Annotated in this window: 19 protein-coding genes and 1 pseudogene; 15 read left to right on the plus strand and 5 right to left on the minus strand. The window is 69.8% G+C overall.

All coding sequences use genetic code 11. From position 1 onward, the window contains the following. Nucleotides 1–204 precede the first annotated feature (204 nt). Together rpmA and rplU are read right to left on the minus strand one after the other, a co-directional pair. Entirely contained in the window at nt 205–480 is a 276-nt protein-coding gene (rpmA, locus tag NRY95_15615) for a 50S ribosomal protein L27 (protein UYC15148.1), read from the minus strand. A gap of 12 nt (nt 481–492) precedes the next feature. Next, complete coding sequence (rplU, locus tag NRY95_15620; protein ID UYC15149.1) at nt 493–813, minus strand: 50S ribosomal protein L21; 321 nt, start codon at nt 811–813, stop codon at nt 493–495. Nucleotides 814–1,112: 299 nt separating this feature from the next. Between rplU and uvrA the strand changes: the two genes are divergently transcribed. Together uvrA and NRY95_15630 are read left to right on the plus strand one after the other, a co-directional pair. Beyond that, on the plus strand, nt 1,113–4,076 hold the full coding sequence (uvrA, locus tag NRY95_15625; protein UYC15150.1) for an excinuclease ABC subunit UvrA: 2,964 nt from the start codon (nt 1,113–1,115) through the stop codon (nt 4,074–4,076). Then, the gene (locus NRY95_15630; protein UYC15151.1) at nt 4,073–4,501 is read left to right on the plus strand and encodes an acyl-CoA thioesterase; all 429 of its coding nucleotides are present in this window, start codon (nt 4,073–4,075) and stop codon (nt 4,499–4,501) included. Before uvrA ends, NRY95_15630 begins: the two co-directional genes overlap by 4 nt. 255 nt (nt 4,502–4,756) lie before the next feature. Here NRY95_15630 and NRY95_15635 read toward each other — a convergent pair whose 3' ends face one another. Further along, a complete protein-coding gene (locus tag NRY95_15635; protein ID UYC15152.1) occupies nt 4,757–5,242 on the minus strand; it encodes a copper chaperone PCu(A)C in 486 nt (161 codons plus the stop codon). Between the two features lie 48 nt (nt 5,243–5,290). Between NRY95_15635 and NRY95_15640 the strand changes: the two genes are divergently transcribed. From NRY95_15640 to NRY95_15650, 3 genes are all read left to right on the plus strand, one after another. Continuing rightward, nucleotides 5,291–6,070, plus strand: a complete 780-nt coding sequence (locus NRY95_15640) for an enoyl-CoA hydratase/isomerase family protein (protein ID UYC15153.1) — start codon at nt 5,291–5,293, stop codon at nt 6,068–6,070. A gap of 64 nt (nt 6,071–6,134) precedes the next feature. After that, nucleotides 6,135–7,046 (plus strand): acyl-CoA thioesterase II, encoded by a 912-nt coding sequence (gene tesB, locus NRY95_15645; protein UYC15154.1) that lies wholly within the window; start codon nt 6,135–6,137, stop codon nt 7,044–7,046. Between the two features lie 10 nt (nt 7,047–7,056). Beyond that, nucleotides 7,057–7,569 carry a DUF2007 domain-containing protein gene (locus tag NRY95_15650; GenBank protein ID UYC15155.1) on the plus strand — a complete coding sequence of 171 codons (513 nt, stop codon included), beginning with the start codon at nt 7,057–7,059 and terminating at the stop codon, nt 7,567–7,569. 349 nt (nt 7,570–7,918) lie between these two features. Here NRY95_15650 and NRY95_15655 read toward each other — a convergent pair whose 3' ends face one another. Continuing rightward, nucleotides 7,919–8,524 carry an EF-hand domain-containing protein gene (locus NRY95_15655; GenBank protein ID UYC15156.1) on the minus strand — a complete coding sequence of 202 codons (606 nt, stop codon included), beginning with the start codon at nt 8,522–8,524 and terminating at the stop codon, nt 7,919–7,921. 136 nt (nt 8,525–8,660) lie between these two features. Between NRY95_15655 and NRY95_15660 the strand changes: the two are divergent. The 7 genes and pseudogenes from NRY95_15660 to NRY95_15690 all read left to right on the plus strand — a co-directional run bounded on the left by NRY95_15660 (nt 8,661) and on the right by NRY95_15690 (nt 14,005). Further along, nucleotides 8,661–9,500, plus strand: a pseudogene (locus tag NRY95_15660) (arginyltransferase). Nucleotides 9,501–9,727: 227 nt separating this feature from the next. Then, nucleotides 9,728–10,969, plus strand: a complete 1,242-nt coding sequence (locus NRY95_15665) for an endonuclease/exonuclease/phosphatase family protein (GenBank protein ID UYC15157.1) — start codon at nt 9,728–9,730, stop codon at nt 10,967–10,969. Between the two features lie 153 nt (nt 10,970–11,122). Then, nucleotides 11,123–11,485, plus strand: a complete 363-nt coding sequence (locus tag NRY95_15670; protein ID UYC15158.1) for a roadblock/LC7 domain-containing protein — start codon at nt 11,123–11,125, stop codon at nt 11,483–11,485. A 10-nt stretch (nt 11,486–11,495) separates the two neighbouring features. After that, the gene (locus NRY95_15675; protein ID UYC15159.1) at nt 11,496–11,996 is read left to right on the plus strand and encodes a PAS domain-containing protein; all 501 of its coding nucleotides are present in this window, start codon (nt 11,496–11,498) and stop codon (nt 11,994–11,996) included. Then, entirely contained in the window at nt 11,993–12,748 is a 756-nt protein-coding gene (locus NRY95_15680; GenBank protein ID UYC15160.1) for a phosphate/phosphite/phosphonate ABC transporter substrate-binding protein, read from the plus strand. The genes NRY95_15675 and NRY95_15680 overlap by 4 nt, the downstream gene beginning before the upstream one ends. Nucleotides 12,749–12,758: 10 nt before the next feature. Continuing rightward, nucleotides 12,759–13,388: a hypothetical protein gene (locus tag NRY95_15685; protein ID UYC15161.1), complete on the plus strand. Its 630-nt coding sequence runs from the start codon at nt 12,759–12,761 to the stop codon at nt 13,386–13,388. Beyond that, nucleotides 13,385–14,005: a hypothetical protein gene (locus NRY95_15690; GenBank protein UYC15162.1), complete on the plus strand. Its 621-nt coding sequence runs from the start codon at nt 13,385–13,387 to the stop codon at nt 14,003–14,005. The genes NRY95_15685 and NRY95_15690 overlap by 4 nt, the downstream gene beginning before the upstream one ends. 90 nt (nt 14,006–14,095) lie before the next feature. Here NRY95_15690 and purT read toward each other — a convergent pair whose 3' ends face one another. Then, entirely contained in the window at nt 14,096–15,283 is a 1,188-nt protein-coding gene (purT, locus tag NRY95_15695; protein ID UYC15163.1) for a formate-dependent phosphoribosylglycinamide formyltransferase, read from the minus strand. 136 nt (nt 15,284–15,419) lie between these two features. Here purT and NRY95_15700 point away from each other — a divergent pair, with 136 nt between their 5' ends. The 3 genes from NRY95_15700 (at nt 15,420) to NRY95_15710 (ending at nt 16,727) form a co-directional block, all read left to right on the plus strand. Continuing rightward, the gene (locus tag NRY95_15700) at nt 15,420–16,304 is read left to right on the plus strand and encodes an SPFH domain-containing protein (GenBank protein UYC15164.1); all 885 of its coding nucleotides are present in this window, start codon (nt 15,420–15,422) and stop codon (nt 16,302–16,304) included. Between the two features lie 61 nt (nt 16,305–16,365). Continuing rightward, nucleotides 16,366–16,545, plus strand: coding sequence for an Arc family DNA binding domain-containing protein (locus tag NRY95_15705; protein ID UYC15165.1), 180 nt, complete (start codon nt 16,366–16,368; stop codon nt 16,543–16,545). Beyond that, nucleotides 16,542–16,727: a DUF4177 domain-containing protein gene (locus NRY95_15710; protein ID UYC15166.1), complete on the plus strand. Its 186-nt coding sequence runs from the start codon at nt 16,542–16,544 to the stop codon at nt 16,725–16,727. The genes NRY95_15705 and NRY95_15710 overlap by 4 nt, the downstream gene beginning before the upstream one ends. The last annotated feature ends 23 nt before the right edge of the window (nt 16,728–16,750 follow it).

Here is a 16,750-nt window from a genome sequence, read left to right on the forward strand (position 1 = left end):
CCGCGGCGTCGATTCTAAGTGGCAGCACCCGATCGGCAAAATCCGACCGGTTGCGCGGCCAGGAAACGGAACGAGCCAAAGGGAGGCGCTTTTGCCATTCCCGATTCCCCATTCCCGATTCCCAGCCACAAAACAAAAACCCCGCCGAAGCGGGGCTTTCGTCAGCAAGCCCGCGCCGTGGCGCGGGCCCTGGAGGCGAAACGCTTACGCCTCGGCGCTGACCGCTTCGGCGACCACGCTCACGGTGCGACGCTTCTTGGCGCCCTTCACCGAGAACTCGACCTTGCCGTCGACCAGCGCGAACAAGGTGTGGTCGCGGCCCAGGCCGACGCCCGAACCCGGGTGGAACTGGGTGCCGCGCTGACGCACGATGATGTTGCCCGCCTCGATCGCCTGGCCGCCGAACATCTTCACGCCCAGGTATTTCGGGTTGGAGTCGCGGCCGTTGCGCGAGGAACCTACGCCTTTTTTGTGTGCCATGACTGCTGCTCCTTACTTCTTGTCGCCACCGGCAATGCCGGTGATCTCGATTTCGGTGTAATGCTGACGATGTCCCTGACGCTTCATGTGGTGCTTGCGGCGACGGAACTTGATGATGCGCACCTTGTCGGCGCGGCCATGGGCCACGACCTTCGCGGTGACGGTGGCGCCGTTCAGCGCGTCACCGAGCTTGATGCCGTCGCTGTCGCCCAGCATCAGGATGTTGTCGAACTTGATCTCGTTGCCGGCTTCGACTTCGAGCTTTTCCACGCGGAGCGTTTCGCCCTGCGCGACGCGGTATTGCTTACCGCCGGTTACCAGTACTGCGTACATGACCAGACTTCCTCTGTAGTTATTGTGGTCGCCCCTGCCGTGCCTCTTCGGGCAGACAGGAGCGGAATTGTAATGGCTTCAGCGGGTTAGGGTCAAGCCCCCGGCCCGGCCCGGCGCGGACGCGGTCCCGGCGCCGCGCCGCGACTGGCTGAACCGGCCAGCCGCGGCCCGCCCCGAATCCTGGCAAATCCGGCAATTGCCCCCACCTGACAAGCTGGGTACGCTGATCGATTGCCGTCCCCTCTCCGCCCCCACGCTGGCCCCGGGCTGTCGCCCGGCCGGCACAACACGGACCCCTCATGGCGATGGATTTCATCCGCATCCGCGGCGCGCGGACGCACAACCTCAAGAACCTCGACCTCGACCTGCCGCGCGACAAGCTGATCGTGATCACCGGCCTGTCCGGCTCGGGCAAGTCGTCGCTGGCGTTCGACACCATCTACGCCGAAGGCCAGCGCCGCTACGTGGAGTCGCTGTCGGCGTACGCGCGGCAGTTCCTCAGCGTGATGGAAAAGCCCGACATCGACCACATCGAAGGCCTGTCGCCGGCGATTGCGATCGAGCAGAAGTCGACCTCGCACAACCCGCGCTCCACGGTCGGCACCATCACCGAGATCTACGACTACCTGCGCCTGCTGTACGCGCGCGTCGGCCAGCCGCGCTGCCCCGACCACGGCTATCCGCTGGAGGCGCAGACGGTCAGCCAGATGGTCGACCAGATCCTGACCCTGGACCCGGAGCAGCGCTACATGCTGCTGGCGCCGGTGATCCGCGACCGCAAGGGCGAGCACGCGCAGGTGTTCGAGCAGCTGCGCGCGCAGGGCTTCGTGCGCGTGCGCGTGGACGGGGAGCTGTACGAGATCGACGCGGTGCCGGCGCTGGCGCTGCGCCAGAAGCACACCATCGAGGCGGTGATCGACCGCTTCCGCCCGCGCGAGGACATCAAGCAGCGCCTGGCCGAGAGCTTCGAGACCGCGCTGAAGCTGGCCGACGGCATGGTCTCGGTGCAGTCGCTGGACGACACCGCCGCCGCGCCGCACCTGTTTTCCTCCAAGTACAGCTGCCCGGTCTGCGACTACTCGCTGCCGGAGCTGGAGCCACGGCTGTTCTCGTTCAACGCGCCGATGGGCGCCTGCCCGAGCTGCGACGGCCTGGGCGTGGCCGAGTTCTTCGATCCCGAGCGCGTGGTGGTGCATCCGGAACTGTCGCTGTCGGCCGGCGCGGTGCGCGGCTGGGACCGGCGCAACGCCTACTACTTCCAGCTGATCGCCTCGCTGGCCAAGCACTACAAGTTCGACGTGGACGCGCCATGGCAGTCGCTGCCGGCCAGCGTGCGCCAGGCGGTGCTGTACGGCAGCGGCGAGGAGACCATCACCTTCACCTACTTCACCGATGCCGGCGGCCGCACCCAGCGCAAGCACCGCTTCGAAGGCATCATCCCCAACCTGGAGCGCCGCTACCGCGAGACCGAATCGCCGGCGGTGCGCGAGGAACTGGCCAAGTACATCAGCGAGCGGCCGTGCCCGGACTGCAAGGGCGCGCGCCTGAACAAGGCCGCACGCAACGTGTTCGTCGCCGACCGTCCGCTGCCGGACCTGGTGGTGCTGCCGATCGACGACGCGCTGACCTTCTTCCGCCAGCTCGACCTGCCCGGCTGGCGCGGCGAGATCGCCAGCAAGATCGTCAAGGAGATCGCCGAGCGGCTCGGCTTCCTGGTCGACGTCGGCCTGGATTACCTGACCCTGGAACGCAAGGCCGACACCCTGTCCGGCGGCGAGGCGCAGCGCATCCGCCTGGCCAGCCAGATCGGCGCCGGCCTGGTCGGGGTGATGTACGTGCTCGACGAGCCGTCGATCGGCCTGCACCAGCGCGACAACGAGCGCCTGCTCGGCACGCTGACCCGGCTGCGCGACCTGGGCAACACGGTGATCGTGGTCGAGCACGACGAGGACGCGATCCGCCTGGCCGACTACGTGCTGGACATCGGCCCCGGCGCCGGCGTGCACGGCGGCGAGATCGTCGGCCAGGGCACCGTGGCGGACCTGCTGAAGGCGCCGCGCTCGCTGACCGGCCAGTACCTGTCCGGCAAGCGCCGCATCGAGATCCCGGCCAAGCGGCACAAGGCCAATCCGAAGATGACCCTGCACCTGCGCGGGGCCACCGGCAACAACCTCAAGAACGTGGACCTGGACATCCCGGCCGGGCTGCTGACCTGCGTCACCGGCGTGTCCGGCTCGGGCAAGTCGACGCTGATCAACGACACCCTGTTCACCCTGGCCGCCAACGAAATCAACGGCGCCTCGCATGCGGTGGCGCCGTACCGCGAGATCGAGCACCTGGACCTGTTCGACAAGGTGGTGGACATCGACCAGTCGCCGATCGGCCGCACCCCGCGCTCCAACCCGGCCACCTACACCGGCCTGTTCACGCCGCTGCGCGAGCTGTTCGCGCAGGTGCCCGAAGCGCGCGCGCGCGGCTATTCGCCGGGCCGCTTCAGCTTCAACGTGCGCGGCGGCCGCTGCGAGGCCTGCCAGGGCGACGGCCTGATCAAGGTCGAGATGCACTTCCTGCCCGACGTCTACGTGCCCTGCGACGTGTGCCACGGCAAGCGCTACAACCGCGAGACGCTGGAGATCCTGTACAAGGGCTTCAACATCAACGACGTGCTGCAGATGACCGTGGAAGATGCGCTGCGGCTGTTCGAGCCGGTGCCGACCATCGCCCGCAAGCTGGAGACGCTGGTCGACGTCGGCCTGAGCTACATCAAGCTCGGGCAGAGCGCGACCACCCTGTCCGGCGGCGAGGCGCAGCGGGTGAAGCTGTCCAAGGAACTGTCGCGGCGCGATACCGGCCGCACCCTGTACATCCTCGACGAGCCGACCACCGGCCTGCACTTCCACGACATCGAGGCGCTGCTGGGCGTGCTGCACAAGCTGCGCGACGAAGGCAACACCGTGGTCGTGATCGAGCACAACCTGGACGTGATCAAGACCGTGGACTGGGTGGTGGACCTGGGTCCGGAAGGCGGCCATCGCGGCGGCACCATCCTCGCCACCGGCACCCCGGAGGACATCGCCGCGCATCCGGATTCCTACACCGGCCAGTTCCTGGCCAAGCTGCTGCCCGCCGGCACCGTGGCCAAGCCGACCAAGCCGGCGGCGATGGCCAACAAGCCCGACGCGCTGCCGCCGCGCAAGAGCAAACCCGAGAAGGTCGCCAAGAAGGCGGCCAAGAAGACCACGACCAAGAAGGCCGCACGATGAGCGCATCCCCCGCCGATTCCTCCCCCTCGCACAAGCCGCTGGCGCGCGTGCCGATCAGCGTGCGCTGGCGCGACATGGACAGCATGGGCCACGTCAACAACGCCAAGTACATCTCCTACCTGGAAGAAGCGCGCGTGCGCTGGCTGCTGAACGTGGAAGGCTTCTCGATGCGCAACCGCATCGCCCCGGTGGTGGCCGCGACCAACGTCAACTACCGGCGCCCGATCGTGTGGCCGAACGACATCGTGGTGGAGCTGTTCGTCGAGCGCATGGGCAGCAGCAGCATCACCGTCGGCCACCGCATCGTCGACCAGCAGGACGAGCGCGTGCTGCATTCGGACGGCAACGTGGTGGTGGTGTGGATCGACACCGAAACCGGCAAGAGCGCGCCGCTGCCGGACGAGATCCGTGCGGCCTGCAGCTGATTGAAAAGCCGGGATTGGGGAGTCGGGATTGGGGATTCGCAAAAGCGATCCTCAACCCCAGCCCCTGTAGGAGGGACTTCAGTCGCGACCGGCATCATCAGGAAGCCCTGGCGCCGAAACAGCCGGGGCAATGAATCCATCCTGCAGCGCGCCATTGCGCCGGCCGCAAGACGTGTGGGAGCGACTTCAGTCGCGACGCGCAGGAGCCACAGGCCGCAGTGGCAAAAATCCCACCACAGCACCGCAACGCAACCGCTACGGCTTGCCCGCACGCACCTTCAGCTCGCCCTGCACTTCGCGCCCATCCTCCAGCACGAAGCTGATCGGCAGGCTCGCCCCCTCGCGCAGCGGCTGCGCCGGCTGCATCAGCATCAGGTGCAGGCCGCCGGGCTGCAGCACCGCGTCGGCGCCGGCGGCCAGCGGCAGGCGCTCGATCTCGCGCATCTTGCTGACCCCGTCCACCTGCGTGGTCTGGTGCAGGCTCACCTCGGCGAACGCCGGGCTGCGCGCCGACACCACCGCCAGCGCCTGCCTGCACGGGTTGTGCAGGCGGCCGAAGCCGGCGGCCATCGGCATCGCCGCGCTCGGCGGCAGCCTTGCCCAGCCCGCCTGCCACTGCGGCAGACAGCCATCGGCCTTGGCCGCCGCCGGCGCCGCGAAGGCCGCCCCCGGCGCCAACCCGGCCAAACACGCCAGCCCGATGGCCAGCCCCCGTACGCATGCGGATGGTTTGAGCTTCATGACCCTATGATAGCGGTCCCGCACCGCACCGCCCTCGGCAGCTTTCGCATGACCTCGCTGATCCAGGTTTTCGACCACGGCCCCATCCGCCAGCTGCGCCTGGCGCGCGCGCCGGTCAACGCGCTCGACACCGCCCTGTGCGCCGAACTGGCCGCAGCGATCGCGCAGGCGCAGGCCGACGCGGTGCACGCGCTGGTGCTGTCCGGCAACGAGCGCATCTTCTCCGCCGGCATGGACGTGCCGCACCTGCTCGGACACGGCAACGACCGCGCCAAGCTGCTCGACAGCTGGCAGCAGTTCTTCGGCGCGGCGCGCGCGCTGGCCGGCAGCGCGATCCCGGTGGTGGCGGCGTTGACCGGCCATGCGCCGGCCGGCGGCTGCGTGCTGGCGCTGTGCTGCGACTACCGGGTGCTGGCGCGCAGCCCGGAACCGGCGCACCCGGTCAGCATCGGGCTCAACGAGACCCAGGTCGGCCTGGTCGCGCCGGAAGGCATCCAGCGCCTGCTGCGGCGCGTGGTCGGCGCGCACCGCGCCGAACGGCTGCTGGTCGCCGGCGAGCTGGTCAGCGCCGAACGGGCGCTGGAGATCGGCCTGGTCGACGAACTGGTCGACGCGCAACTGGTGGTCGCGCGTGCGCTGGCCTGGCTGCAGGAGCTGCTGAAGCTGCCGCGGCAGCCGATGCTGCAGACCCGCGCGATCGCCCGCGCCGACCTGCGCGCCGCGCTGGCCGACGAACACATCCAGCTCGAGCACTACGTGGACACCTGGCAGGCGCCGGACACCCAGGCCGCGCTGCACGCGCTGGTGGCGCGACTGGGCAAGCGCTGAGCGGCGCAGGCGGGCGCGGGCGGCCCGGTATAATCGTAGACATTCCTCGCCCAGGCCCCGCCTCTTGTCCGCCAAGCCGTCCGCTCCCGTCGTGTCCGAACTGATCGAACTGCTGTCGCTGGAACGGTTGGAGGACAACCTGTTCCGCGGCCAGAGCCGCGACATCGGCACCAAGTACGTGTTCGGCGGGCAGGTGCTGGGGCAGGCGCTGTCGGCGGCGCAGGCGACCGTAGAGAACGGGCGCCGTGCGCATTCGCTGCACGCCTACTTCCTGCGCGCCGGCGACATCGACCACCCCATCGTCTACGACGTGGACCGCACCCGCGACGGCGGCAGCTTTTCGGTGCGCCGGGTCACCGCGGTCCAGCACGGCAAGGTGATCTTCTTCTGCGCCGCCTCGTTCCAGGAGCGCGAAGACGGCGCAACCCACCAGCTGAAGATGCCGGAAGTGCCGCAGCCGGAAGACATCGAGCCGACCCAGGCCGCGCGTCCGGACGTGCTGGCCACGCTGCCGACCAAGGTGCAGCGCTGGCTCTCGCGCGGCGGCCCGTTCGAGTTCCGCCACGTGTACCCGCGCGACGAACTCAACCCGCCCAAGCGCCCGCCGTTCCAGCAGATGTGGCTGCGCCTGAGCGAGCCGGTCGGCGACGCGCCGGAACTGCACCAGGCGCTGCTGGCCTACGCCTCGGATTTCCACCTGCTCGGCACCGCGACCTTCCCGCACGGCATCAGCTATTACACGCCGAACGTGCAGATGGCCTCGCTCGACCACGCGCTGTGGTTCCACCGCCCGTTCCGCGCCGACGACTGGCTGCTGTACTCGCTGGACAGTCCCAGCGCGCAGGGCTCGCGCGGCCTGGCGCGCGGCCAGTTCTTCACCCGCGACGGGGTGCTGGTCGCCAGCACCGCGCAGGAAGGCCTGATCCGCGTGGTGCCCGAGGACGGCGCCGCGGCGCAGGTTCCGGCCAAGGACTGAGGCGACGACGATGCGGCAGATCTTCAGCAGTCAACGCGTGGAAACCGCCGAAGGCGTGGCCAGGCTGTTGCGCGAGCAAGGCATCGAGGTGCGGCTGAGCAACGGCCGTTCCTATCGCAGCCGGCGCAGCGGCCAGTTCAGCTACATCGACCCGGTGGCGACCCAGGTGCAGCCGACGGTGTGGGTGGTGCATGCCGACGACCAGCCGCGCGCGCGTGCCCTGTTGCGCGAATCGGGGCTGATCGACAGCACCCGCCAGGACCCGGCGCAGACGCTGCCGTACCTGAGCGAATTCCGCTCGCAGGCGGTGCCGGACACCGGCAAGCGCTGGGCGTGGCGGCTGCGGGTCGCGCTGCTGCTGGCGATCGGCGCGGTGGCGCTGGTGACGGTGCTGCGCCATCGCGGCAACCAGGCCGCCGTGCCCGCCCCGGCTGTCGCGCCAGCCGCCGCACCGGCCTCGCAACCGGCGCAGGACAGCGACGAAGTGCGCGTGCGGGTGCAGCCGGCGCAGCGCGGCAACTGAGCCGCCGGCGGCAAAGGCATCCTGTTTCTTGCAGGGTTTGGGGTGGCCGCTGACGCCTGACGGCCGCCGGAGCCGGCGATTTCGCCACCGCCCCCGTGCGGTTGAAGCCGCCCGCGACCGGCGGGCCAGGTGCACTGCAGGAGCGGCTTCAGTCCCGACAGGCCGCCGAAGTTCGCCACTTCGCCACTGGGCCTGGCGCGGTTGAAACCTCCTACAGACGCATGGCGATCGACCCGGTGCGCTGCAGCAGCGCTGCGTGGACAAATAAAAACGCCCCCTGCGCATCGCTGCGCAGGGGCGTCTGTCGATCGGCGCCTTGTTGCCTGTTGCCTGTTGCGGGGTGGAATGGTCAGTTCGCGTCGGAGGCGGCCGGCATCGGCTTGGCGCCAGGCTTCTGCCCGGGCTTCGGGCCCGGCTTGTGCATCCACATCGACTGCGCCGCGTCGAACTCGGCGCGGCTGAGCATGCCGTCCTTGTTGGTGTCGGCCTTGGCGAACCATTCGTCGCGATGCTGCTTGGCGCGCAGCTCGAAATCGGCGCGATCGACGAAGCCGTCCTTATTCGCGTCCATCTTGTCGAAGCGCGCGGCGAACTTCGGATCGGCCTTGGCCTCGTCGCGGCTGATGCGGCCGTCCTTGTTGGTATCCAGCTTGGCCCACATCGCGCCATGCTCGCCGCGTCCGCCGCGCTCGCCGTGACGGCCATGGCGCGGGAACTCGTCGGGGGTCAGCTTGCCGTCGTGGTTCTTGTCCAGCGCGTCGAAGTGCTCGGCCAGGCGCGGGTTGGCCGCGGCCTCGCTGCGGTCGACGACGCCGTCGCCGTTCTTGTCCAGCCTGGCGAAGCCGCCGGCATCGGCCGGCGCGGCCGGATCCGACGGCGGCGGATTGGCGGCATAGGCGCCGCCGGACAGCACGGCGAGCATGGCCAGGGCGAGCAGCGGATTGCGATACTTCATGGAAAACTCCCTGAGGGAAAGGAACACACCTGCCGGCGCGGCAAGCGCGTGCGGCAGTCGCCAGCGCAGCAGGGACGGACCGCCAAGCGGGCCGGCGCAGCGGCGCCTTCACTGCAAGCAACGCCCCGATGCAGGCGCGGTTGACCCGCGCCGGGGCGCATTCATGCGGCGGACAGTCGCGGCCGCTGCGATCGCGAAGCGCTATGCTCGGTGCATGGCCATCCACACCGACGTCAGCGACGACCTGCGCCTGTTCCAGACCGGCCAGCACGCGTGCGGCTATTGGCCCGAGCGGCAGGCACGCGATCTGGTGCTGGACCCGCACGACCCGCGCCTGGGCGCGCTGTATCCGCTGGCACTGAGCTGGGGTTTCCGCCGTTCCGGCGACCTGGTCTACCGGCCGCATTGCGACCACTGCCGCGCCTGCGTGGCGGTGCGCATCCCGGTCGCCGAGTTCGTCCCCGATCGCAGCCAGCGCCGCTGCCTGGCGCGCAACGCCGACATCGACACGCGCATCGTCGCCGCCGAACGCAACGACGAGCAGTTGGCGCTGTACCAGCGCTACCTGCGCATGCGCCACCCGGGCGGCGGCATGGATGCGCACGGCGCGCACGAGTTCGACCAGTTCCTGATCGGCCGCTGGTCGCATGGGCGCTTCCTGGAGATGCGCCAGAAGACCGCGGACGGCCAGCGCGGTCCGCTGCTGGGGGTGGCGGTCACCGACATCGCCGAGCAGGCCCTGTCGGCGGTCTACACCTTCTACGATCCCGACGTCGCCGCGCGCGGGCTGGGCACGCTGGCGATCCTGAAGCAGATCGAATGGGCCAACCGCGAAGGCCTGAGCCATCTGTACCTGGGCTACTGGATCCGCGGCCACCAGAAAATGGACTACAAGCGCCGCTTCCGGCCGTTGCAGGCCTACGACGGACGCAACTGGCGCGCGTTCGACGAGGACGCCGGCCGCCTCGGCGACTAGGGCGCCCGCACTGCGATTCGGCCTTCCGGCGCGTCGACCGAGGGGAGGGAGAAAGGCGATGCGCGACGCACGGCGCGACCGGCAGAGGCGACGACGAGCGACCGACTCGCCGTCTCGAGCCGCCCGCCGGCGACGAAACCCGCAGCATGCATCGCCCTCGGCAGGCGGGTTCGGCACGCCGCCGCGGCGCCATCGTCAGGACATGCGCCGCGTGCAAAAATAGGCACATGACTCCACGCGCCCTGTTGTTCGCCATGACCCTGCTGTGCGGCGCCTGCTCGCATGCCGGCTCCGCCCCGACCGCCGCCACGCCCGCGGCGCCCGCCACCGCGGCGTTGCGCCTGGCCACCTACAACACCTCGCTGAATGCGGACGCGGACGGCGGCCTGATCGCCGCGCTGCAAGGCGACAGCGCGCAGGCGCGCAAGATCGCCGCGGTGCTGCAGCAGGTGCGCCCGGACCTGGTGCTGCTCAACGAATTCGACTACGACGACGCGCACCGCGCCGCCGACCTGTTCCAGCAGCGTTACCTGGAAGTGGCCCAGCCCCTCGGCGGCGCCGCGCTGCACTACCCATACCGCTATCTGGCGGCGGTGAACACCGGCGTGCCCAGCGGCCTGGACCTGGACAACAACGGCAGCGTCGGCGGCGACGGCCGCACGCGCGGCAACGATGCCTGGGGCTACGGCCTGCATCCCGGCCAGTACGGCATGCTGCTGCTGTCCAGGTACCCGATCGACGCCGCGGCGGTGCGCAGCTTCCGCCTGTTCAAATGGAGCGCGATGCCCGGCGCCCTGCGACCGATCGACCCGGCCACCGGCCGCAGCTTCTACAGCGATGCGGTGTGGGCGCAACTGCGGCTGTCGTCGAAATCGCACTGGGACGTGCCGGTGCGCACGCCGCTGGGCGTGGTCCACGACTTGGTCGCGCATCCCACGCCACCGGTGTTCGACGGCGCCGAGAAGCGCAACGCGGCGCGCAACCACGACGAACTGCGGCTGTGGCGCGAATATCTGGACGACAACACCAGTGCGACATGGCTGTGCGACGACGCCGGCCGTTGCGGCGGCCTGGCCGCCGACGCGCGCTTCGTGATGCTCGGCGATCTCAACAACGACGTCATCGACGGCGAAGGCCGCCACGACGCGATCCGCGCGCTGGTCGAACACCCGCGCGTGCTGCACTACCCGGCCCCGCACAGCGCCGGCGGCGAAGAGACCGCGCGCGCCTACGCCGCGCAGGGCATCGCCCACCGCGGCCCGCCGCAGCAGGTCACCGGCGATTTCGGGCCGAAGGCCGGTGCGATGCGGCTGGACTACGTGCTGCCGTCCAACGGCTTCCGCTATCTGGACAGCGGCGTGTTCTGGCCGGCCTCCAGCGTTGCGGCCGCGGCGATCGCCGACGGCAGCGACCATCACCTGGTGTGGGTGGATGTGACTGTGGAGCCGGGATTGGAGAGTCGGGATTAGGGATTCGTGGCGCTGGCGGTCGGCCGGCGACTGAATTGATCCGGGTCCGCGGGGTCGCCGCAGACCGGCCTTGATCCAGATCAAGGGCAAGACCGCGCAAACGCTATCCAATGCATGCCGCACCCCGTCGGGATGCGTCACCGGATAGCGAGCATGCGAACGCAACAGCTGCAACAGGCGCTGGAGGGACTCAACGGCGCCACCGCCGATATCGAGGCCTCGGCGCTGATTTCCTTGGATGGACTGATGATCGCCTCGGCGATGCCGCAGGGCATGGACGAGGACCGCGTCGGCGCGATGTCCGCCGCGCTGCTGGCGCTGGGCGAGCGCAGCGCGCGCGAGCTGGCGCGCGGGCCGCTGGAGCGGGTGCTGATCCAGGGCGAACTCGGCTACGTGATCATGAGTGCGGCCGGGCGCGAAGCGGTGCTGACCGTGCTCGCCAAGCCCAGCGCCAAGCTCGGCCTGGTGTTCCTGGACATCAAGCGCGCCGCCCAGGCGCTGCAGCAGATCCTCTAGGAGCGCAGCCATGCCGCTGCCGCCGATGGATCCGCCGCACGAGCCGCACCGCAGCGCCGAGCTGCGCTACCACGACCGCAGCCGCCGCCTGGTGTACTGGAGCGAACGCGAAGTGGCCTACCCCGACGGGCGCCTGATCGTCTCGCGCACCGACCTGGACGGCGTCATCACCCACGCCAACGACGCCTTCGTCGAACTCAGCGGCTGGCCGCGGGCGGCGCTGATCGGCGCGCCGCACTGCATCCTGCGCCACCCGGACATGCCCAGGCGCGCGTTCGCCGACCTGTGGGACACGGTGCTGGGCGGCGAGAAGTGGCACGGCTACGTCAAGAACCTGCGCCGCGACGGCGCCTGCTACTGGGTCTACGCCACCGCGCTGCCGAACGTGCGCAACGGCCAGGTGGTCGGCTTCACCTCGGTGCGGCGCAAGCCCTCGCGGCGACGCATCGACGCGCTGCAACCGCTGTACGCGCAGTGGCTGCAGGACGAGCGCGCGCAGACGCCGGCATGAGCCTGGACTTCCTGGTCGCGCCGGACTTCGCGCCGGAGAACTTCTGCGGCTGGTACCTGCTCAGCACCGTGCTGCAGCGCCGCACCGGCGTCGGCCTGCACCTGCTGATGCCGGCCGATGCCGCCGAACAGAAACAGTTGCTCGACGACCGCGTGGTCGACCTGGTGTACGCCAGTCCGTTCGATGCCAGCGCCCTGATCCGCACGCGCGGCTACCTGCCGCTCGCACGCCCGCGCGGTCGCGCCGACGAAGTGGTGATCGCCGCGGCCGCGGACGCGCCGGCGCGCCGTGTCGAAGACCTGTCCTACGGCTGCCGCATCGCGCTGACCGACAACCACGACGTGCGCCTGATCGCGCTGCGCCTGCTGGAGCCGGCCGACCTCGACCCCGAGCGCATCGCCTGGCGTCCGGCCAGCAGCTACGCCGCGGTGGCGCGGCTGCTGCTGGAAGGCGAAGCCGATGCCGGCCTGTTCCTGGCCGACGCCTATCACCGCCTGTCGCGGCTGACCCGGGAGCGGTTGCGGCCGCTGGTGGAGAGCGCGCTGTGCGACATCGGCCACGTGCTGCTGGCGCATCCGCGCATCGCCGCGCAGCTGCCTGCGCTGCAAACGGCGCTGCTGGCGCTGGGCGACGACGCGCACCGCGAGGACCAGGGCGTACTCGACGCGCTGGGCCTGGAACAGGGCTTCCAGGCGATGGGCATGGAAGACGCGGAATTCATGATCGACCTGATCGACACCTTGCTGGACTGAGCGCACCGCCATGGCCAACCGCACCGCTCCAGATCCGGCCCGCCTGGTGATGCGCACCCATGCGCGCGCCCTGCTGCGCGATCCGCACGACGCCGGCGCGCACCTGGCGCGGCTGCATGCGGCGCTGCAGCTGGCCGACGACGAACCGGTGCAGGGCGTGCTCGCCGACCTGTTCGTCGGCCTGCCGCGGCACGACAGCGCGCTGCGCCACGCCGCGCTGCAGATGGCCCAGCAACGCCTGCCGCCGCATGTGGCCGCGGCCTTCCAGGGCCATGCGCTGCTGCCGATCACCGCACTGGCCACGCGCTGGAGCGTCCTGGCGCGGCCATCGGCCGACGTGCCGGCGCGCATGCGCCGGGCCAATCCGGATCATTCGCGGCGGCTGGCACGCGAAGTGGTGGAAGCGCTGTGCGAAGGCGAACCGCTGTCCGCCGCCCGCACCGAGCGCGAGTTCCTGGACTACTGCGTCAGTTGCCAGGACAAGCTCGCCTTCATGCTCGCCAGCCGCGACCTGCGCCGCCACGCGCTGGCACTGGACGACCGCTGGGACCGCGCCGCGCGCTGGCTGCAACAACGCGATCTGCTAGGCGGCCGCAACGTCGCCGCCCTCTCTCTTCCCACCGCAAGCCATTGGCCATGAACGATCAAGAACCCACCTGGCTGATGCCCACGCCGCACGGCGTGCTGCATGGCTTCGCCAGCGCCGCCCCGGACCGCATGCAGCGCGCCCTGCAACTGCTGCTCAGCGCGCACGGCGCACTGTCGCTGCCGGAATGGCGCATGCGCGTGGACGGCGACGCGCAGCGCCTGCTGCACGAGGCGCGCGAACGGCAGTGGATCCAGCTATTGCGGCGTCCGGTGCCCGGCCCGGAGATCCGCCTGGACGATTTCGCCCAGCACGTGATCGCGCCGCTGTCGGCCGAACGCCGCGCCGTGCTCGCCTCCGACGGCGGCTTCTGCCTGGGCCAGGCCGGGCTGAGCCAGGACGAGGCCGACACGTTGAGCGTGGCCGCGGCCGATTTCTCCGGCTTCGCCCAGCGGCAGGGCGCACGCGGCTGGAGCGGCGCGCAGCGCTACGTGTCGTTCTACAGCGAACCGCAGCTGTTGCTGCCGGACTGGTCGTTCGTCCCGTTCCGGGTGGACGGCGCCGGTTACTGGCTGATCCTCGGCGGCGAAGCGCTGCTCAACAACCTGGCGATGGTGGAACTGGTGTGGAGCATCCGCCTGGCGGCGGCGCGGTTCGTGCCGCCGGCTTGAAGAGCCGGGATTGGGGAATCGGGATTGGGGATTGGGAACGGCCCCACGAGCGCGTCCCTTTTCCATGCCGTCAGACCTTTTCCCCTGCCGTCAGACCTTCAGTTCGATGGTCAGGGCGGCGGCGGCGTCACGGGCGGTCTGGCGCGCTTCGTCGATGCTGGCGCCGCGCGCCAGGGTCACGCCGACGCGGCGGTGGCCGTGCACGCTGGGCTTGCCGAACAGGCGCAGCGCGGTGTCCGGGGCCTGCAGCACGGCGGCGACGTTGCCGAACAGCGGCACGCCTTCGCCGTGCGCCAGCAGCGCGCACGAGGCCGACGGCCCGCTCTGGCGGATCACCGGGATCGGCAGGCCCAGGATCGCGCGCGCATGCAGCGCGAACTCGCTCAGTTCCTGCGAGACCAGGGTGACCAGGCCGGTGTCGTGCGGCCGCGGCGACACTTCGCTGAACCAGACCGCGTCGCCCTTGACGAACAGTTCCACGCCGAACAGGCCCCAGCCGCCAAGGTCGTCGGTGACCGCGCGCGCGATCTCCTGCGCACGCTGCAGCGCCAGCGCCGACATCGGCTGCGGCTGCCAGCTCTCGCGGTAGTCGCCGTCCTTCTGCCAGTGCCCGATCGGATCGCAGAACGACGTGCCGGCGGCATGGCGCACGGTCAGCAGGGTGATCTCGTAGTCGAAGTCGATGAAGCCTTCGACGATGCAGCGGCCGGCGCCGGCGCGGCCGCCGGTCTGCGCGTATTCCCAGGCCGCATCGATCTCGGCCTCGCTGCGCAACGTGCTCTGGCCCTTGCCCGAGGACGACATCACCGGCTTGACCACGCACGGCAGGCCGACCGCGGCGATCGCGGCGCGGTACTCCTGCGGCGTATCCACGAAACGGTACGGCGAGGTCGGCAGGCCCAGCGTCTCCGCGGCCAGGCGGCGGATGCCCTCGCGGTCCATGGTCAGCCGCGCCGCGCGCGCGGTCGGGACCACCCGCTGGCCGTGCTCGCGCTCCAGCGCCACCAGCGTCTCGGTGTGGATCGCCTCGATCTCCGGCACGATCAGGTGCGGCTGCTCGCGCGCGATCAGCTCGCGCAGCGCCATCGCATCGAGCATGTCCAGCACGTGCGAACGGTGCGCGACCTGCATCGCCGGCGCATCGGCATAGCGATCGGCGGCGATCACTTCCACGCCGAAGCGCTGCAGCTCGATCGCCACTTCCTTGCCCAGTTCGCCCGAGCCGAGCAGCAGCACGCGGGTGGCGGAAGCGGACAGCGGGGTTCCCAGGGTGGTCATGGCGGCGGTGCCTGCGCGAAAGAGGGGCGCCATTCTAACGGCCCGTGCCGTTTCCCCGTCGCAGACGTCCGCAAACGCCCCCTTGCAATAAGATATCAAAGTGATATCTTTCTCTAACACACTTGGGGACACCGCCATGAAAGAACGCACGCTTCGCTCGCTGCCCGGCATTCCGCTTCTGCTCGGCGTCCTGGCGCTGTCCGCGCTGGCGCTGTGGCTGTTCGTGATGGGCGTCATCAAGGATCCGGTGAGCGGCGGGCCGAGCTCGCTGCCGCTGGTGCTGCTGTCGCTGCTGCTCGGCGCGGCCGCCCTGTTCAGCCTGTGCGGCCTGTACACGGTGCAGCCGAACCAGGCCGCGGTGCTGAGCCTGTTCGGCAAGTACGTGGGCACGGTCAAGGACAACGGCCTGCGCTGGAACAACCCCTTCTATTCGAAGAAGAAGGTCAGCCAGCGCGTGCGCAACTTCGAAAGCGGCCGACTCAAGGTCAACGAGCTGGACGGCAGCCCGATCGAGATCGCCGCGGTGATCGTGTGGCAGGTGATCGACGCGTCCGAGGCCGTGTACAACGTCGACGACTACGAGAGCTTCGTGCACATCCAGTCCGAATCGGCGCTGCGCGCGATGGCCACCAGCTATCCCTACGACCAGCACGAGGACGGCCAGATCTCGCTGCGCAGCCACCCCGCCGAGATCAGCGAGCAGCTCAAGCGCCATCTCGACGAGCGCCTCACCCAGGCCGGCGTGGACGTGATCGAGGCGCGCATCAGCCACCTCGCCTATGCCCCGGAAATCGCCCAGGCGATGCTGCAGCGGCAGCAGGCCAATGCGGTGATCGCCGCGCGCACGCGCATCGTCGCCGGCGCGGTGGGCATGGTCGAGATGGCGCTGGCCGAGCTGGAGAAGAACGGCACCGTGCAGCTGGACGAGGAACGCAAGGCGCACATGGTCAGCAACCTGCTGACCGTGCTGTGCTCGGACCGCGGCGCGCAACCGATCGTCAACGCCGGCACGCTGTACTGATGCGCGAGTCCTGCCACCTCCGTGCGGCAGCGGCCGCACGGATGCAAACGAGCCGTCCCGCATGAGCGAGAAGAAGGCCTATCCGCTGCGCATCAACGCCGACGTGCTGACGGCGGTGCAGCGCTGGGCCGACGACGAGCTGCGCAGCCTCAACGCGCAGATCGAATACGTGTTGCGCGACGCGCTGCGCAAGGCCGGCCGGCTGCCCAAGCCCGGCGAGGACCAGGAACCCAAGCCATGACCACGCGCTGGACTTACCTCACTGTCGAAGTGAATCTCAAGCCCACCTTTCTCGGCAAAGTGGACGCCGAACCGATCCAGGCCGAGCTGAACAAGCAAGGCGCCCTGGGCTGGGAACTGGTCAACGTGATCAGCTCGCCGCGGCTGTGGCCGGTGCTGCTGGTGTTCAAGAAGGCGAGCTGACATGCGCCCACGCCGCCACCTCG

It is taken from the genome of Xanthomonas campestris pv. phormiicola, assembly GCA_025666215.1.
Taxonomy (GTDB): domain Bacteria; phylum Pseudomonadota; class Gammaproteobacteria; order Xanthomonadales; family Xanthomonadaceae; genus Xanthomonas_A; species Xanthomonas_A campestris_A.

What these genes read in the sequence shown, in the direction of transcription:
- rpmA (UYC15148.1), bottom strand. Translation starts at nt 480, where the DNA reads ATGGCACACAAAAAAGGCGTAGGTTCCTCGCGCAACGGCCGCGACTCC.
- rplU (UYC15149.1), bottom strand. Translation starts at nt 813, where the DNA reads ATGTACGCAGTACTGGTAACCGGCGGTAAGCAATACCGCGTCGCGCAG.
- uvrA (UYC15150.1), top strand. Translation starts at nt 1,113, where the DNA reads ATGGCGATGGATTTCATCCGCATCCGCGGCGCGCGGACGCACAACCTC.
- NRY95_15630 (UYC15151.1), top strand. Translation starts at nt 4,073, where the DNA reads ATGAGCGCATCCCCCGCCGATTCCTCCCCCTCGCACAAGCCGCTGGCG.
- NRY95_15635 (UYC15152.1), bottom strand. Translation starts at nt 5,242, where the DNA reads ATGAAGCTCAAACCATCCGCATGCGTACGGGGGCTGGCCATCGGGCTG.
- NRY95_15640 (UYC15153.1), top strand. Translation starts at nt 5,291, where the DNA reads ATGACCTCGCTGATCCAGGTTTTCGACCACGGCCCCATCCGCCAGCTG.
- NRY95_15650 (UYC15155.1), top strand. Translation starts at nt 7,057, where the DNA reads ATGCGGCAGATCTTCAGCAGTCAACGCGTGGAAACCGCCGAAGGCGTG.
- NRY95_15655 (UYC15156.1), bottom strand. Translation starts at nt 8,524, where the DNA reads ATGAAGTATCGCAATCCGCTGCTCGCCCTGGCCATGCTCGCCGTGCTG.
- NRY95_15665 (UYC15157.1), top strand. Translation starts at nt 9,728, where the DNA reads ATGACTCCACGCGCCCTGTTGTTCGCCATGACCCTGCTGTGCGGCGCC.
- NRY95_15670 (UYC15158.1), top strand. Translation starts at nt 11,123, where the DNA reads ATGCGAACGCAACAGCTGCAACAGGCGCTGGAGGGACTCAACGGCGCC.
- NRY95_15675 (UYC15159.1), top strand. Translation starts at nt 11,496, where the DNA reads ATGCCGCTGCCGCCGATGGATCCGCCGCACGAGCCGCACCGCAGCGCC.
- NRY95_15680 (UYC15160.1), top strand. Translation starts at nt 11,993, where the DNA reads ATGAGCCTGGACTTCCTGGTCGCGCCGGACTTCGCGCCGGAGAACTTC.
- NRY95_15685 (UYC15161.1), top strand. Translation starts at nt 12,759, where the DNA reads ATGGCCAACCGCACCGCTCCAGATCCGGCCCGCCTGGTGATGCGCACC.
- NRY95_15690 (UYC15162.1), top strand. Translation starts at nt 13,385, where the DNA reads ATGAACGATCAAGAACCCACCTGGCTGATGCCCACGCCGCACGGCGTG.
- purT (UYC15163.1), bottom strand. Translation starts at nt 15,283, where the DNA reads ATGACCACCCTGGGAACCCCGCTGTCCGCTTCCGCCACCCGCGTGCTG.
- NRY95_15700 (UYC15164.1), top strand. Translation starts at nt 15,420, where the DNA reads ATGAAAGAACGCACGCTTCGCTCGCTGCCCGGCATTCCGCTTCTGCTC.
- NRY95_15705 (UYC15165.1), top strand. Translation starts at nt 16,366, where the DNA reads ATGAGCGAGAAGAAGGCCTATCCGCTGCGCATCAACGCCGACGTGCTG.
- NRY95_15710 (UYC15166.1), top strand. Translation starts at nt 16,542, where the DNA reads ATGACCACGCGCTGGACTTACCTCACTGTCGAAGTGAATCTCAAGCCC.